The sequence below is a fragment of the Paenibacillus oleatilyticus genome (assembly GCF_018998565.1).
GTDB classification, from domain to species: Bacteria; Bacillota; Bacilli; order Paenibacillales; family NBRC-103111; genus Paenibacillus_G; species Paenibacillus_G oleatilyticus.
This window is the reverse complement of the sequence record NZ_JAHNZO010000008.1, coordinates 177121-192631: the sequence shown is the minus strand read 5'-3', so window position 1 is coordinate 192631 and position 15511 is coordinate 177121. Positions and strand designations below refer to the sequence as shown.

The window sequence follows — 15511 nt, the reverse complement described above, 5'->3', positions numbered from 1 at the left end:
CTCCTCCCGCGCGGATCAAAATTCGGCCAATTGTTTCATGGCCCGATATACTTTATCCGGATTGAGCATGAAGAATTTCTCCATTGGATTACTATACGGCATGGCAGGGACGTCCGGACCGCAAAGGCGTCTGATCGGAGCATCCAGCTCAAAAAGGCATTCCTCGGCGAGCACAGCCGCGACTTCCGCGCCGACGCCTCCTTCTTTGTTGTCTTCATGAACAATTAACACTTTACCGGTTTTCCGGGCCGCCTCTACAATCGATTCCTTATCCAGAGGATAGAGGGTGCGCAAATCCAGAATGTGAGCGCTGTATCCTTCCCGGGAAAGTTGTTCAGCCGCTTCCACCGCAAAATGCAGGGCAAGTCCGTAAGAAATAACCGTGAGGTCCTCTCCCTGCCGCTTAATATCCGACTTCCCGATGGGAACGATATAATCCGAGTCCGGCACTTCTCCTTTGATCGATCGATAACATCGCTTATGTTCAAAGAACAGAACGGGATCTTCGTCGCGGATCGCTGCCTTTAGCAGTCCTTTGGCATCATAAGGCGTGGAAGGAGTGACCACTTTCAACCCGGGAATGTTGCAAAATATGGCTTCGACGCTTTGCGAATGGTAGAGGGCGCCGTGAACTCCTCCTCCATAAGGAGCACGAATGACCAAGGGGCAGGTCCAATCTCCGTTCGAGCGGTATCTTATTTTGGCTGCTTCATTCACAATCTGGTTTACGGCAGGCATCATATACTCGGCAAACTGAATCTCGGCTACAGGCCTCAAGCCATAAGCGGCTGCCCCAACCGACACGCCTGCAATGGCCGCTTCGGATAGCGGCGTATCGATAACCCGTTGTTCTCCAAATTCCTCATAAAATCCCTGGGTAACCCGAAATACGCCCCCGCGTACCCCGATGTCTTCCCCTAATACGAATACCCTCGGATCTCGCTGCATTTCCTCCCGAAGAGCTTGGGTCACTGCATCAAGATAAGAAATGACGGCCATTTCCCACTCCTCCTATTCTGCATAAACGTGCTTAAGGGCATCTTCCGGAGCCGAATCCGGAGCATTCTCCGCATATTCCGTGGCCTCATCGACTTCTATGAGCATCCGGTCATGGATTTCCTTCTCTTTAGGTTCATCTAAGATCCCGCAATCTTTCAGATACTTGCTGAAGGTTACGAGCGGATCTTTCTTCCTGGCTTCCTCCACTTCTTCCCGGGAACGGTAGGTTCGATCATCGTCGTCGCTTGAATGAGGAACTAAACGATAGACGACCACCTCGATCAGCGTGGGCCCTTCTCCTCTTTTGGCCCGATCGACCGCCTCTTTCGTGGCCTTATATACTTCCAAGGGATCATTGCCATCCACACTGATGCCGGGAAACCCGTATCCTTTTGCCCGATCCGCGATGCTTTCACAAGCCGCCTGCTTGGAATAGGGGACAGAAATGGCATACTTGTTATTCTCGCAGAAGAAAATGACAGGAAGCTTGTGCACCCCCGCAAAGTTCGCCGCTTCGTGAAACTCCCCTTGATTGCTGGACCCTTCTCCAAAGGCCGTTAACACGACAAGCTTTTCCCCCTCGATTCTTCCAGATAAAGCGATTCCAACAGCATGCGGCACTTGACTCGTTACGACGCTGGACCCCGTAAGGATGTTCAATCTTTTACTCCCATAATGCCCTGGCATTTGGCGTCCGCCACTGTTGGGATCTCCCGCCTTGGCAAAGGCGGAAAGCATCAATTCCTTGGCCGTCATCCCGAAAACAATGACCATGCCCATGTCCCGATAATACGGACAAAGAAAATCTTTCGTTCGATCCAATGCATGAGCCGCTCCCACCTGCGCCGCCTCATGACCTTGGCAAGAAACGAGAAAAGGGATCTTTCCCGCACGGTTGAGAAGCCACATCCGTTCATCTACTTTTCGCGCCAAAACCATATGCTGATACATTTCAAGAACCTGCTGATCTGTTAAACCCAGTGCCTGGTGCCCGTTCTTGACTTGACCGTTTCCGGTTTCATTCATATCGTATCCCTCCGATAATGGTGCCGCTGCATATTGCGGCTTCTTTTATTTTTACATAGCGTCATTCCAGTCGTGAAATATATATTGTGCATAGAAACTATGCAAAAAAAATATAGTCACGTTGATTGTATTGGCTAGCGATTCAATTCATGTCCACATGAACTCCCCTATGTCATTGCACGCAGTCTGGTCCGAATTTTACTTTTAGTTTACATAATAATTATTATGTAAACACACTTTCCGCAAATCGATTCAATTAAGAAGTATTCATAAATACCACCCATATAGAACGACAGAATACTGATTGCTTTAACGACAAGAAAATGAATACTCCTTGATTTCAGTCTTGACTTTTTAACATATACATATAACAATATGGTTATATTATTATTGACACGGAGTGATAATAAATGATAATGGAGTTTGAAAAGATAGCGGACATTCTGAAAGCTCTTGCCGATCCGACAAGGCTTAAAATCCTTTCTTTGCTGCGCATTCGCGATTGCTGCGTGTGTGAACTGGTCCCCATTTTCAACATTTCCCAACCGGCCATTTCTAAACACGTAAGCCGCTTAAAAACAGCTGAACTGGTTCGCGAAACGCGAAAGGGGCAATGGGTGTTCTATTCGATCAACGAGAAGCGGTTAGAAGAAATTGGTTATGCAATATCCCACTTGCCTGATCTGTCCGAGGAGCTGCGAAAATTGGAGCAACAAGGATTGACGGTTACATGCGAGTAAAGGAGGTGTACAGCAAGTGAGCAAACATGAGAGAAAGCGTCTCTCTTTTCTGGACCGCTATTTGACGTTATGGATTTTTGTTGCGATGACGTTAGGGATTAGCCTGGGCTTCGTAATTCCTAACTTTGTCGCCGGCTTGAATGAATTTCAAGTGGGAACCACATCAATACCGATTGCGCTTGGCCTCATTTTAATGATGTATCCGCCGCTGGCGAAGGTACGATACGAAGAAATCGGCCGTGTTTTTCGAAATGGCAAGGTGTTAACCATTTCACTGATTCAAAACTGGTTCATTGGCCCGATCTTAATGTTTTTCTTGGCCATTGTTTTTCTCCAAGGTTACCCGGAATACATGGTCGGCCTGATTATGATCGGTTTAGCCCGTTGTATTGCAATGGTCATCGTTTGGAATGATTTATGCAAAGGGGACACCGAGTACGCGGCGGGACTCGTTGCTTTCAACTCGATCTTTCAAGTATTGTTCTACTCCGTCTATACTTATATTTTTGTTACGATTTTGCCGGGATGGTTCGGCTTGAAAGGCGTCGTTGTTGACATTACGATGGCCGAAGTCGCCAAGAGCGTGTTGATTTATTTAGGGATACCCTTTCTGGCCGGAATGATTACTCGCTATTTGCTTGTAAAAGCAAAGGGCCGGTTCTGGTACGAAACTGTCTTTATTCCGAAAATCAGTCCCATCACACTCGTCGCTTTATTGTTTACGATCCTCGTGATGTTCTCGCTGAAAGGCGAAATGATTATCCAACTGCCTTTAGATGTCGTGAGGATCGCAATTCCGCTCTTGATTTACTTTGTCATCATGTTCCTGATCTCGTTTTTCATGGGCAAAAAAGCCGGGGCTGGTTATCCGGTGACTTCTACACTCGCATTTACCGCCTCGGGAAATAACTTTGAGCTGGCGATTGCCGTTGCCGTCGGGGTGTTTGGTATTCATTCCGGCGCAGCATTTGCGGCCGTGATCGGTCCTCTTGTGGAAGTCCCTGTGATGATTGCCTTAGTCAACGTCGCGCTCCGCTTTCAGCGAAAGTATTTTTCAAAGCAAGCAGCTTAATATAAACAGGAGGACTTACCATGTTAGATAACAAAAAACTCGTTTATTTCCTTTGTACGGGAAATTCTTGCCGCAGCCAAATGGCGGATGGCTGGTTGAAGGCGCTCAGTAACGATCGCTACGAAGTAAAAAGCGCAGGGTTGGAGGCACATGGGCTGAATCCCCGTGCCGTCCAGGTGATGAAGGAAGCCGGTGTCGATATTAGCGGCCATACATCGGATGTCATCGATCCGGAGATTTTGAATCGGGCTGACTATGTGATTACGTTATGTGGCCATGCAGACGAGCACTGTCCGGTGATTTCGAATAAAAACGTCGTGAAGTGGCATTGGGGTTTCGATGATCCGGCCAAGGCTGCCGGAACCGAGGAAGAAATCATGAGCCAATTTCGAGAGGTTCGGAACGCGATTAAGTCGCGTATAGAAAAGTTTCTAACCGAAGGTCCGTAAATTCGGGAAACGGCATGCAGCGATAAGGCACTCTTTCCACGCAGTCTTACGAATGGATCATTTTTCTGCCGCTACTCAGAAAAGTACTTATTATTCTGCCGCAAATCAACGGCAGAATAATAAGTACTTTTTTATAGACCACCCGTGGATAAAGGATTTCACAGTACTCATTTCTCTGTCGTTGGACAACCGATTTTCAAACAAAAAAAGGAAATACTCTCACAAGTATTTCCGATAGGAGTCAATAATGCGTTCGTAATGGTCCCCGTACTTTTCCGCCAGCTCCTTGCTGAAATCCCGCTCAATCTGTTCCATAACGACGTCGTGATAGAACGTATTTTGCAGCAATTCAACAAGCGAGGGATGGTCGGTTTCCAGGACCGTAGGTTTGAGCCCATGTCCAAAACTGCCAAGCAGGGTCGAACGGGAATCGCAAAGAATGGAGAATTTTCTGGCAACGGCATTGTTCCAATCGTCGCTTCTTTTATGTACCAGAACATTCTTCAGCCGCGTATGGCATTCGCCGATCGAGATCAGTGTGACGGCGAGGCCGCGCTTCTCCGCTTCCATCAACGGTTCTTCCACCCAGTGAATATCTTCAGACCAAATATCGACAATGATGCTCTTGTCCGCATTCGATACCAAACGCCGAATCGCCGTTTCAATCGCTTTGTCCCCTTGCCAACTATAGAAGGACGGCGAAGTCTGCGGGGGCGAGTGCAGCTGTTCCAGAAGCAATCTCGTCGTTTGTTCAAATTCCGTATGCAGCAATCGAACAACCTGCTCAATAGGCACGGCATCATACAGAACAGGTTCGGTTTCGATCACCCGGCACAGGCCCTTGTCAGTCAATGAACGAAGCGCGGCATATACATTTGTGCGGGAAACGGAAACTTTTTTGGCTACCTCATATCCGGATATTTTCGGCTCCTCATGAAGCACCATGTAGCATCTTGCCTCCAGATCCGACAAACCGATTTTGCGAAGCTCGTCAATCAATGGATTACCTCCCTTCTGTCATTATAAGTATTTTAAAATACTACTATTATTTGTTATAAAAGTCAACATGCCATTCCTGCTATCAATGCAGATTGCACATCGGGTTGGAAGCAATAGCCGCCTCGGCAGCCCGCACGACACGCACCTCTGCGCCTAATTCTGTCGCTGCCGTTTTTCCTCCTGTATTCAAAGAATCAAGCGCATTCTGCAAATGAATCGGATTGAAATATTCCCTCCACAACGTAATCCATCCGTCGATGATGTGCAGCAAGCTGATATACGATTGCGTATACTTATATCCGTTCTGCTTTACAATGCCTCTGCTATCCATTTCAGCGAAAACGATTTCTTGTTCCACCTCGCCTTCCCTGGCCGCGTAAACCCGAATGTTGAAAATATCCCATGTCGAATACATCCCATTTTCTTTGCCAATAAACTGTTCCAGCAATTGAATCAGGTTTTCTTTGCCCTGGACACGATCGCCCTGGAGTCCGAACGGCATCTCATAGACAATATCGTCGGCCATGAATCCCCCCATCCCCACGACAATATTGAATGGAATGCGCAGGTTTTGGTCAAAAATCGCCATAAAAAAACGCCGGGCAACAGTTGATTGCACTGCCGCCGGCGGTTCGGGCTAATATGTTATCGTGTCATTTCATAAAGCAGAAGCATACTTCACAGGAGTCAATCCGGTCACTCTTTTAAATAACTTGGTGAAGTGGGCCTGGTCGGAAAATCCGACTTGAGCGGCGATTTCCTTCATACTCATGTTTCCGCAGCGAATGAGCTGCTTGGAACGCTCAATCCGCAAATGAATCAAATATTGATGAGGTGTCATACCCGTTTGCCTTTTAAAAAGCCGAACCAAATGTGACAAACTGATACTGGCAACGATCGCAAGCTTTTGAAGAGATATATCTTTTTCCAAATTCATCTGCATGTATTCAATCACTGTCGAGACTTGCTTGTCGGTCGACGCGGATGACTTCAAGTTCCGATTGGCACTCGCCGTATAGTGCCGGAGCAAATGGACCGCCGTCATCGTCGCCATCGAATCGCTGTAAAGCTTTCCGCTTGCACCACCGTTACGCAGCTCCTCCAGCATCCAACCGGCAAGCAATAGAAGCTTGCCGTCTTGAACAAGCAGTCTCTGTTCCAGTCTCCGTTTGTCCGCACGTCCAAAACCCGATTCATCCGCTACCCGTTCGAGAAACGAAGGATTCACCTCTAATTTTATGAAAGATAAGGTGTTTGCCCATTGGCAGTACATGTTCTGTCCAGCGGGTAAAATTTGAATTTGCCCGGAGGTGATTGTCTTCTCCCGTTGATTGGCCGCTTCAAAGATGCGCAGCTTCAAAGGTTCCCGGGAGCCATGCAGGGCAATCACATGTTTGGAATGCAACGAAGCGTCGTACATTAGACCGGGAGGGATATGATCCCATTGGGAAAGCTTGATGTCGGACCACCCCAGATCATCGCTGGACAATACAGGCGCCGCACCGCTAGTTAAAAATTCCTTGATTGACCTTCCAATTCCAATTCGCTCACCTTATTTCTTGAGTAACTTCCAGTACCAGAAGTATAACATATTCCGCTGTGAGCGACGTTGCGGCATTGATTGCAAAAAGAGCCGCAATCGCGGCTCTTCAATGCGTCGACATGCGCATAATAGCGTCGCCTCTTCTTTCATCTTCATTATACTGAAATCTTGACATTATCGGAAAGTAAGTGTAGTATTTCACCATACCACCTATAAGTGGTATTTAAAGATACTACCTAAAAACAGAAATTTCAAAAACAGAAAGGAAGAACTAGCGATGACCTCAATTGATATTCATTTTTGCGGAGAATTGCTGAGAAGCGTAGGAGCCGGTTTATACGAGACATGCAAACGCGGGGAGCGCGCAGCTTCCGTTCCCGATTTGTTCAAGCGATTCGAGTTAGCGAATACCCGGCTACCCTCCAAATCAAGACGGCTTTGGCTGAAAAATATCCTAATATCCGGTGGTCCGATTCGGAGTTTGAAACGGAGAATCAACAAAAAGTCGAATACGAAGGCGAGTATTGGATTTGTGACGCTATTGATGGAGCCGTACAATTCTTACAAGGAATTTATTCGTATGCCATGTCCTTGTGCTTGGTCCGAAATGGACGCCCCGTACTTTCCTTTGTCTATGATCCGAGTCATGACGAGCTATTTTACGCCGTTGCGGGTGAGGGCGCTTTTTTAAACGGTAAGCCAATTCGTGTGGCTGCCAAGGAGAAGCTGGAGGAAGCTATCGTTTGTACAACTCCTCCATCCTTTCCGGCCAAAGATATCGAAATTACCGACCTTACCTTGAGAGGATTTAACCATATCATCCCAAGAGCATTTGCGGTCAGAATGCTTGGGTCTATCTCCCTTCAGCTTGCCTATACCGCCTGCGGACGGCTGGATGGATATTATGAATTTGGAGATGAAATTTACAACTGGATGGCGGGCGCTTTATTGGTGCAAGAAGCTGGCGGAGTCGTTTCCGATCGACATGGAAACAGCTTTACATGGGGCTCTTCGGGGATAATAGCATCCAATCCTGTCCTTCACCAAAATATGAAAGAAGAGCTAAGCGCCATCTCTTCTTGAGTAATTCAACAACGATTAAACAAGCGTGTCTCTGCCGCCGGAATGGCCTCGTTGTCGCGTTGACTATAGCTGATGCCAACCCCGGCCATTCCCCACATTTTCATACTTATCTATAATTTTTAAGGTGGTATTCAGACGTGGCAGATGCTTTGCAAATGCGGAAATGTTGAAACGATCATTAAGGCGATTGGCGAAGTATGAATATAGCACTTTGATGATTTCTTCAAAGATTTGTCGGAAAGTGAACGACGCAATGCATTTGAGAAAATTGCCGCGAAAGCCAAAAAGATTTATTTCATGACAGTGAGTGGTATTTGAATTATAAAAGATTGAGAATATTGGCAATTAAACGGTAATCCTTCGCTTATTTCTTATGGAATGTTTATCGCAAACTCTTGCGGTCTATTGAACGTAGATGAACTGCACCCCAATTGCTAACATCATCTAACAGTTGGAGGTACAGTTCACATCACTTATTAATGGTTATGCAGTGTGCTCCGACAACAAGCGGGATACGCCTAACAGCACCGATGCGTCCGGATCTTCAGCCACCGCAATCCGCACTTTGCCCCAAGGAGTCCAGGCATTTTTGCAGACGCGTTCGCTCAGCAAGGGCACTATGTGATCTTTGGATTTCATAAGCCCCCCGCTCAAAATGACGACTTCAGGATCGTAAGCATGGATCAAGTTGACAATGCCCGCGATCCAGTGCGAGATTAAGTGCTCCAACAGGTCAGTTGCAGCCTGATCTCCGGAGAGCGCTTCTTCCAGAACAGCCAGATAGCTCAGTTGAGTCAATTGGGAAAGCCGGCTTTGCGAGTAATGCGGGTGTCGCCTGGCCGCTTGGTTTAATGCCCAATGGCCCGCTTGAGCTTCCAGACAGCCTATGTTCCCGCAATTGCATAAGCTTCCGTGTATATCCGTACTGAGGTGACCGCCCAAAATTCCCGCTTGGTAATGGCGCCCATGCAAAATCTTGCCGTTCATCATGGCTGCGGTTCCGATTCCCGTTCCGAACGTCATGAGAACCGCATCCGTTTCCCGCTGGGCTACTCCATAGGCGGTCTCGCCGATTAGCGCCGAGCGGGCGTCGTTTTCCATCACGAACGGAAGTTGGAAGGTGTCCGCGATCCATGCCTGAAACGAAAATCCGACGGCATCGGAGTATTTGTCGTTGATCGAGACAATCGTTCGATTCACGGTATCTACTAGCCCCGGCGTGGCTATTCCAATTCCCTCGCAATCGGCAATCGACAATCGGTGACAGGCGAGCAGCTCGCGGACAGCCGCCGCAACGGCAGGAAGGCGCGGAATCAACCCTTTTGAGGAGTGAGCAGGCAGCGTTCGCAATGCGTGAACTTTCCCTTCGTGAACGAGCCCGATCTTGATCGTAGTTCCTCCGAAGTCTATCGCAATATTCATACTGCTCCCTATCCTCCTTAGCTTTAGCGAAATTCTTTATCTGACGAACGCCTTGATCGTGCCCAACGTTTGCCCGGCACATCGCTCGCTCGGACGAATTGTGTATTCGCCTGCCGCCGCAGGAACAATAAAGGTTTCCGCATACCTGACTACGAACGGTTCGAAGGCTCCTGTCGGACTTTCCACAATGGCTTCCTCTCCCTCGACCAAATTCAGCATTTGAACGCCGCCATTCGTGTGGTGAGGCGTGACGGCCACAAACCAATGCCGCCGCGTTTCAATGAATTGCAGCTCGTGCAATCCGGTTCGCTCTTCCACCCAGCCGTCGCCCTCGCCAACCTGGACGATAGCATTCACCAACTCACGCTGCACCATTTCGGTCGTGCAGTTCCATTGAATATTACGTCGGCCATGCTCCAGGTGAATAGGGCGCGGTCTGCCGTCCAGACCTAGCCGGTCCCAGTCCCACAGTTTAAAGGTAAATATATACGGCGTGGCGCTGATCTCCAACACCATGCAGTTCGTTTCGGAACAATGAACCGTTCCCGCCGGAATCAGGAAATGATCGTGCTTCTTGGCGGCGAACCGGTTCACATACTGTTCGGCGGGAAAGGAGAAGCCGCCTTGCTGAGCCCGCTCCAGATCGGCCATCATCGCATCCGGATTTATGTTTTCTCTCAGCCCTAAACAAACCGCCGCACCGGGAGCGGCATCGAGGATATAGTAGCTCTCGTCCTGCGTATAGGCCATCCCGAACGTTTTTTGGATATAATCGGTAACGGGATGAACCTGGAGGCTCAAACTCCCCCCTCGGATGGTGTCAAGAAAGTCGAAACGAATCGGAAACTCCGCGCCGAACCGGGCATACACCCGCTCCCCCAGCAGACGCTTCGGTTCGAAGAACACCAGGTTGATAGACGGGATCTCCACCCGGATCGAACGGTAGGTCAAATATAAGCTGTTCTCTTCCGGAACTCCGTCGAATCCCCATGCGTAAGGGTGTTCCTGAGGCTCCAACCCGATCTTCGATTCCAACCACTGACCACCCCATACGCCGGGGTCGAAATAGGGGACTAACCGGAACGGGCGGCTGACCGTCTGCCTAAACCCGTGGAACAGCGCATCCTTGGTCAGCAGCTTCGGATCGTCCTTGGCGTTAGTATCCAGATAGTAATCGGCTTGAGGAAGAACGGTTCGCTTGAAGCGGTCTGCAGCCCTCCACTCGATGAAAAAGCCTCGTTTATATTTGCGGAGCATATCCTCGGCCTGGTTATCCGCCAGCCAATTGCCGAACTCCCCGCTTCGGTAGCGCTGTTGAATTTCCCATCGGGCCATGTCGGCGTATACCAGCAAGTCGCCTTTCGTGATGAAAGCAGCTCCTGTTCCGATAACGATAACCGTCCCCTTCGAAACACTCTCTATGTCTCGACGAAGCTGCTGCACGAGGTCGGGATCATAGAAGTCCTCAACTCCGAAGGGGGCCATATAGCCAAAAACCCGATCGTCGGTTAAGAACCGGCCGATCATGGCGTCGATCTGGCTGGCTTTTTTGGCGGCTTGCTCCGCCATAACCACCTTCACCGGATTCAAGAAAGGCTTCAGACCTTCAACAATCTCTGTTACCCTTACGCCAGGGTAGCATTCAATGATAAGCACGAGCCCGCCTTTTCCTTCTCCGTTCGTTAAAAGCTCTTTCGCGACAGCTTCATAGCCACGCCAAGCCTCCCGGTCGCATCCCCTGATTTCGATGTGCGGCTCTTTGTCATACATCGCTGATGTTCGTCTCATCGTATCCGCTCCTTAAGCCCTGTAGCTTATAACTCGTTGATTGGATAGTCTGCATTGCGCGATAGCCTTCTCCGGAGTGCCCAAGTCATGGCCCCAATGAACCGAATACCGGAACTCGTAAAACCCTCCCAACGTCGCTTTGAAATTCGTCTCCCAGAAATTGTTCAGTATCCATGCGTACACCGCTTTTGGTTTATTAAGCTCTTGCTGGCCGTGCAGCTTCCGATCCCCGAATGCAAGCGGTCCTAGTTGGATTAAAGGGGAATCCGGTGTGGCGATAGCCAAACCTTGATCCTGACCGATCCAACCGATTCCGTCTTGGATGCAATAGAAATCGAGGCCCGTACCGGGAAGCTGGTCGATTCCCGGCCGCATGAGCGCACCCGCTTTCTCCAGCCAGAGCTGGGCGTGCGGAATGGAAAGCGGCAACGGAATGTACACATTCTCAGGTTCCCAGACACTGTCTTTATGCAGGCGTATCGTTACATCTACTCTCGGCTCATGGGCATACACCGTCAGCCGTACCGTATAGTGGCTCATCCCTGCCACTTCGTACTCCTGCTCGATCGTAACCCATAGCGGACCACGTTCCGCTTCATACGCGCGAACAAGCCGGCCAACGTGTCTCTGCACGTTCATGCCCTTCCGGTTCCGTCCCATTCGGGTACGCGTCTGGCGGATCAGCCCCCGATCCTTCACAGGCGTCACCTCGTAGACGGGAGCAAAAGCCGCGTGAGGCGCCTCAGGATCGATCAGCTCGATTCCCGACCGTTTGTCCTTCCAAGAGACGATGCCTTTTCCCGCCTCCCACGCGATCAGGACATGTGCGCTCTCAACGGAGGTTTCGGTCACGCGGAAAGGTACATCTTCCGCCGGTTCCGGGCGAAAATCGCGAATATCCTTCACTCCATCCGAGCCTGTCAAGGAAACATTCGAGGTTGTCTTCCCTTCCTTGGCCGCACAAGGAACAATAAGGAACCATTTTTCCTCTGCTGCCTTCAATGTGACCGGGATGGACACCTCAGTCCCCCGGCTGACTTGGCTTACCTGATGGACGATGACGTCCGTCCGGCCTTCCTCCCTGACCTCCAAGCCCTCCCGAATCAAGGGAAGCTCCCAATAATCCAGGTACATCCTGGCGATGACCCGGATGTCGTGCGGGAACGGATTGACGACCTTGAAGCGCAATGGCCGGCCCGGGGCGAGCATCGCTTCGCCTTTGGCTTCCAATATGGCATCGATCGCGCTATGGACAAGCCGGCTGGCATTAGCCGCATAGGCTTCCTTGCGGGCGCCGAGCGATTGCACCAAAGGATTCCACGGTTCGGAGATGGAATGAGAATACCCCCAAGTATGCTCTGCATACAGCGTAAGCTGTTCCTCCATCTCCCGAACCGCGAATTCGGGAATCATGCGGTTGTCTGGATCCAACAGAGCGAGCATGCGGAAATTGCGTTGAGCATCCCGGAAAAGCTGCGTGTGCGCAGCCGTCGACGCAACGCCGTCCGACCACCAGTCCGGCCAGTCTCCGCGGTGAACGGGAATTTCAACATCCGTCCGCTTCCTGACCTTGGCGAATAGATCCGATAAAGTCGTCATACGAATCGTTACCGAATCCCCATGCACCCCATTCCATTGCTGGAACAGGTCCATAATGGAACCGTTAGGAGGAGCGTTATCCACGATAAGCCCTGATAGCGCAATCGGTGCAAAATCGTAAGGATACCCTTCCTCCTCCAACCGGTTCAAATAGCGCATAATGCGCGTCTCCATGATCTCCCAATGATTGCTCGCGATAGGCGGAGTGCGAAACTCGTCGCGAATGATGTAGGAATGTATCGCATTCAGCGCCAGCCCGAGGTCGTTGCCAAGATGATAATGGTCGCCGTTCCATACAAGCAGCCGTTCGCCGCCGGGGGTTTCCCACCAAAACGGCGTCTGCTTTTGTCCGAGCGGGTACATGCCGTGGTGCGTATGGATGCAGGATAGCAAGTTCTGTATCCCGGCATCCAGTAAACATTGCGCGAAGCCCCAGCTATAGCCGTTGATATCCGCCGTCATGGCAGAGTCCAGCGTAACGCCGATGGATTTGGCGTAATCCGTGGAGCGCTTGATCATTCGAGTCAACAGGTCCGCATCGATCAGCTCGGTCATGTTCAGATACGTACCCGACAACGAGATGTCTCCAGACTGAACCCATTCACGGAACGCCTGCTCCTCTTGTTCGGTTGCCTGAGCGAGAAAACGTTCCACAGGCCAAAACGTTTCGCAAGTCCATTTGAAGCCTTCCCAACCGCTTTTCTCGCCCGACCGGATGCTGTTTAGAATTTGAATCGCTTGTTTTATAAAATGAACGTGGTACCGCTCGATCTTCTCTTGACGTTCGGTGTACCCGATATCGGTATGGGAATGATGAATAATGTCCAACGTCCATTTGCGGGTCGGCTTCCTCATCTGTGAACACAGCTCCTTCTCATGCAATTTTCCGTTATTCCTTCACGCTTCCCATGACAAGTCCGGTCATGAAATATTTTTGCAAAAACGGATAGACCGCCATAATCGGCAGCGCGCCGATAAAAATTTGCGCCGCCCGTGTCGTCCGATCCGAAATCTCCGCTAAAGTCTTCACATCCTCGGCCCGCATATTAGCGAAATCGTGTTGAATGATCGCCGTCTGCAAATAAGTGGCAAGCGGGTAATGGCTGGGCGAATTCATGAGCATAAGACCGTCGAACCAGGAATTCCAATGGTTAACGATGGTGAACAGCGTGATCGTCGCAATGGCGGGCAAGGATAACGGGAGATATATTTTCCAGAGCGTCGTCCAATGGCTTCCCCCATCAATGAAACACGACTCCTCCAGTTCTTTGGGCAATCCTCGGAAGAAATTAAGCACCAAAATGACGTTAAACACGGTAACCGCTCCCGGTATGACCAGCGCCCATATCGTATCCAACAAGTTCGTGTACTTGATCGTTAAATACCATGGAATTAATCCGCCGCTGAATAAGATCGTAATGACAAAATACCAGGCGTAAAACGTTCTCATCCGGAAATCCTTCACTTCTTTGGATAGCGCGTAGCCGAGCGTTACGGTCAAAAACATGCTAATGCCGGTTCCCAGTATGACCCGCTCTATAGAGATCAGAAACGACCCCAGAAAGTCTTTTTTCTTCAAAATAAACTCATACGATTTCAGCGAGAAATCGACCGGCCATAATTTGACCAACCCGGCCGCGGCAGCGCTGCTCGAGCTGAACGAAACGGCAACGACCTGGATAATAGGCAAAATACACAGCAAAGAGAGCGCAATCAGAAATATGGTATTGCCTATATCGAATAGTCTCCGTGTGACGGAGGCATGTCGCATCATCGGGTCAACCTCCTGTTCCAGCTAAGCTAAAAAATTCGATAATTCGCAAACCGGTACGCCAGCCAATAAGAGACCGAGATCAGAATAAAGGAAACGGACGATTTGAGCAATCCAATCGCGGTTGCCGGGCCATATTGGGCATCCGAAACGCCGATGCGGTAGATCAGCGTATCCAGAATATCCCCGCTCTCGTACACCTGCGGACTGTATAAATTAAATACTTGGTCGAAGCCCGCATTCAATACGTTGCCCAAGCTGAGCGTGGCCATCAGGATGATGATCGGAACCATCCCCGGGAGCGTAATATGCAACGTTTGCTTCCAGCGGTTGGCGCCGTCTATGATGGCCGCTTCATATAAAGACGGATTGATGCTTGTCAGCGCGGCCAAGTATACGATCGTGCCGAACCCGAATTCTTTCCACGTATCTGTCAATACGAGCGTAATGGGAAACCACCGATTGTCGCCGAGGAAGTAGATGGGCTGCATCCCCAACCATCCGAGAGCTTGATTGACAATACCGTCTTGGAGAGACAGGACATCGATGAGAATGCCGGCAAGGATAACCCACGAAAGGAAATACGGGAAATAAATTAAAGTTTGAACGCTCCGTTTGACGATCGTGAGGCGGACTTCATTCAACAGCAGAGCAATAAGGATCGGTACGACATTGCCCATGATTATTTTCATGGTCGCGATATAGACGGTATTCCATATAATGCGAAACGTATTCGGCATTTCCAGAACATAGTTCAGATTCGCCAGCCCTGTCCATTCCGAACCCCAAAATCCTTGGGTCGGTTTGAAATTCTGGAACGCAATAATATTGCCGTACATCGGAATATAGCAGTAGATCAGCACAATGATCAGGCTGGGAAATACTAATATATGAAGCGGCAGCTCGCGCCGCCATTTCGCGGTTTTCATCTACCATCCCACCGTCCGGTCATAAAATGTCCCCGCAAAGTGAAGCTTTAAACTCGGAAGTTCGTCAGGTGCTTTGCGGGGAGAGGGAAAA

Annotated in this window: 14 protein-coding genes; 4 read left to right on the top strand and 10 right to left on the bottom strand. The window is 49.8% G+C overall.

Translation table 11 applies throughout. The annotated features are described in order from the left end of the window. Nucleotides 1-15: 15 nt before the first annotated feature. Entirely contained in the window at nt 16-999 is a 984-nt protein-coding gene (locus KQX66_RS13090) for an alpha-ketoacid dehydrogenase subunit beta (protein ID WP_216793001.1), read from the bottom strand. A 12-nt stretch (nt 1000-1011) separates the two neighbouring features. Continuing rightward, nucleotides 1012-2025: a thiamine pyrophosphate-dependent dehydrogenase E1 component subunit alpha gene (locus KQX66_RS13085; protein WP_216792999.1), complete on the bottom strand. Its 1014-nt coding sequence runs from the start codon at nt 2023-2025 to the stop codon at nt 1012-1014. A gap of 416 nt (nt 2026-2441) precedes the next feature. Here KQX66_RS13085 and KQX66_RS13080 point away from each other — a divergent pair, with 416 nt between their 5' ends. Genes KQX66_RS13080 through arsC form a run of 3 tightly spaced genes read left to right on the top strand, consistent with a single transcriptional unit; the run spans nt 2442 to nt 4286 of the window. Further along, nucleotides 2442-2765 carry an ArsR/SmtB family transcription factor gene (locus KQX66_RS13080; RefSeq protein WP_216793102.1) on the top strand — a complete coding sequence of 108 codons (324 nt, stop codon included), beginning with the start codon at nt 2442-2444 and terminating at the stop codon, nt 2763-2765. Between the two features lie 16 nt (nt 2766-2781). Further along, a complete protein-coding gene (gene arsB, locus KQX66_RS13075) occupies nt 2782-3837 on the top strand; it encodes an ACR3 family arsenite efflux transporter (protein WP_216792997.1) in 1056 nt (351 codons plus the stop codon). 20 nt (nt 3838-3857) lie between these two features. Then, entirely contained in the window at nt 3858-4286 is a 429-nt protein-coding gene (arsC, locus tag KQX66_RS13070) for an arsenate reductase (thioredoxin) (protein ID WP_216792995.1), read from the top strand. A 219-nt stretch (nt 4287-4505) separates the two neighbouring features. Here the strand turns inward: arsC and KQX66_RS13065 are convergent, their stop codons facing one another. From KQX66_RS13065 to KQX66_RS13055, 3 genes are all read right to left on the bottom strand, one after another. Next, the gene (locus tag KQX66_RS13065) at nt 4506-5285 is read right to left on the bottom strand and encodes a TrmB family transcriptional regulator (protein ID WP_216792993.1); all 780 of its coding nucleotides are present in this window, start codon (nt 5283-5285) and stop codon (nt 4506-4508) included. An 82-nt stretch (nt 5286-5367) separates the two neighbouring features. Next, complete coding sequence (locus KQX66_RS13060) at nt 5368-5874, bottom strand: nuclear transport factor 2 family protein (RefSeq protein WP_216792991.1); 507 nt, start codon at nt 5872-5874, stop codon at nt 5368-5370. 69 nt (nt 5875-5943) lie between these two features. Then, on the bottom strand, nt 5944-6645 hold the full coding sequence (locus KQX66_RS13055; RefSeq protein ID WP_216792989.1) for a helix-turn-helix domain-containing protein: 702 nt from the start codon (nt 6643-6645) through the stop codon (nt 5944-5946). Between the two features lie 528 nt (nt 6646-7173). Between KQX66_RS13055 and KQX66_RS13050 the strand changes: the two genes are divergently transcribed. Next, nucleotides 7174-7911: an inositol monophosphatase family protein gene (locus tag KQX66_RS13050; protein WP_216792987.1), complete on the top strand. Its 738-nt coding sequence runs from the start codon at nt 7174-7176 to the stop codon at nt 7909-7911. 483 nt (nt 7912-8394) lie between these two features. On the opposite strand, the gene KQX66_RS13045 is transcribed toward KQX66_RS13050, so the two are convergent. Genes KQX66_RS13045 through KQX66_RS13025 form a run of 5 tightly spaced genes read right to left on the bottom strand, consistent with a single transcriptional unit; the run spans nt 8395 to nt 15420 of the window. Further along, nucleotides 8395-9333, bottom strand: coding sequence for an ROK family protein (locus KQX66_RS13045; protein WP_216792985.1), 939 nt, complete (start codon nt 9331-9333; stop codon nt 8395-8397). A 36-nt stretch (nt 9334-9369) separates the two neighbouring features. Then, nucleotides 9370-11103, bottom strand: coding sequence for a class I mannose-6-phosphate isomerase (locus KQX66_RS13040; RefSeq protein ID WP_216793099.1), 1734 nt, complete (start codon nt 11101-11103; stop codon nt 9370-9372). Nucleotides 11104-11133: 30 nt separating this feature from the next. Next, nucleotides 11134-13575 carry a glycoside hydrolase family 38 N-terminal domain-containing protein gene (locus tag KQX66_RS13035; protein WP_216792983.1) on the bottom strand — a complete coding sequence of 814 codons (2442 nt, stop codon included), beginning with the start codon at nt 13573-13575 and terminating at the stop codon, nt 11134-11136. Between the two features lie 34 nt (nt 13576-13609). Continuing rightward, complete coding sequence (locus KQX66_RS13030) at nt 13610-14494, bottom strand: carbohydrate ABC transporter permease (RefSeq protein ID WP_216792981.1); 885 nt, start codon at nt 14492-14494, stop codon at nt 13610-13612. 26 nt (nt 14495-14520) lie between these two features. Then, on the bottom strand, nt 14521-15420 hold the full coding sequence (locus KQX66_RS13025) for an ABC transporter permease (RefSeq protein ID WP_216792978.1): 900 nt from the start codon (nt 15418-15420) through the stop codon (nt 14521-14523). Between the last annotated feature and the right edge of the window lie 91 nt (nt 15421-15511).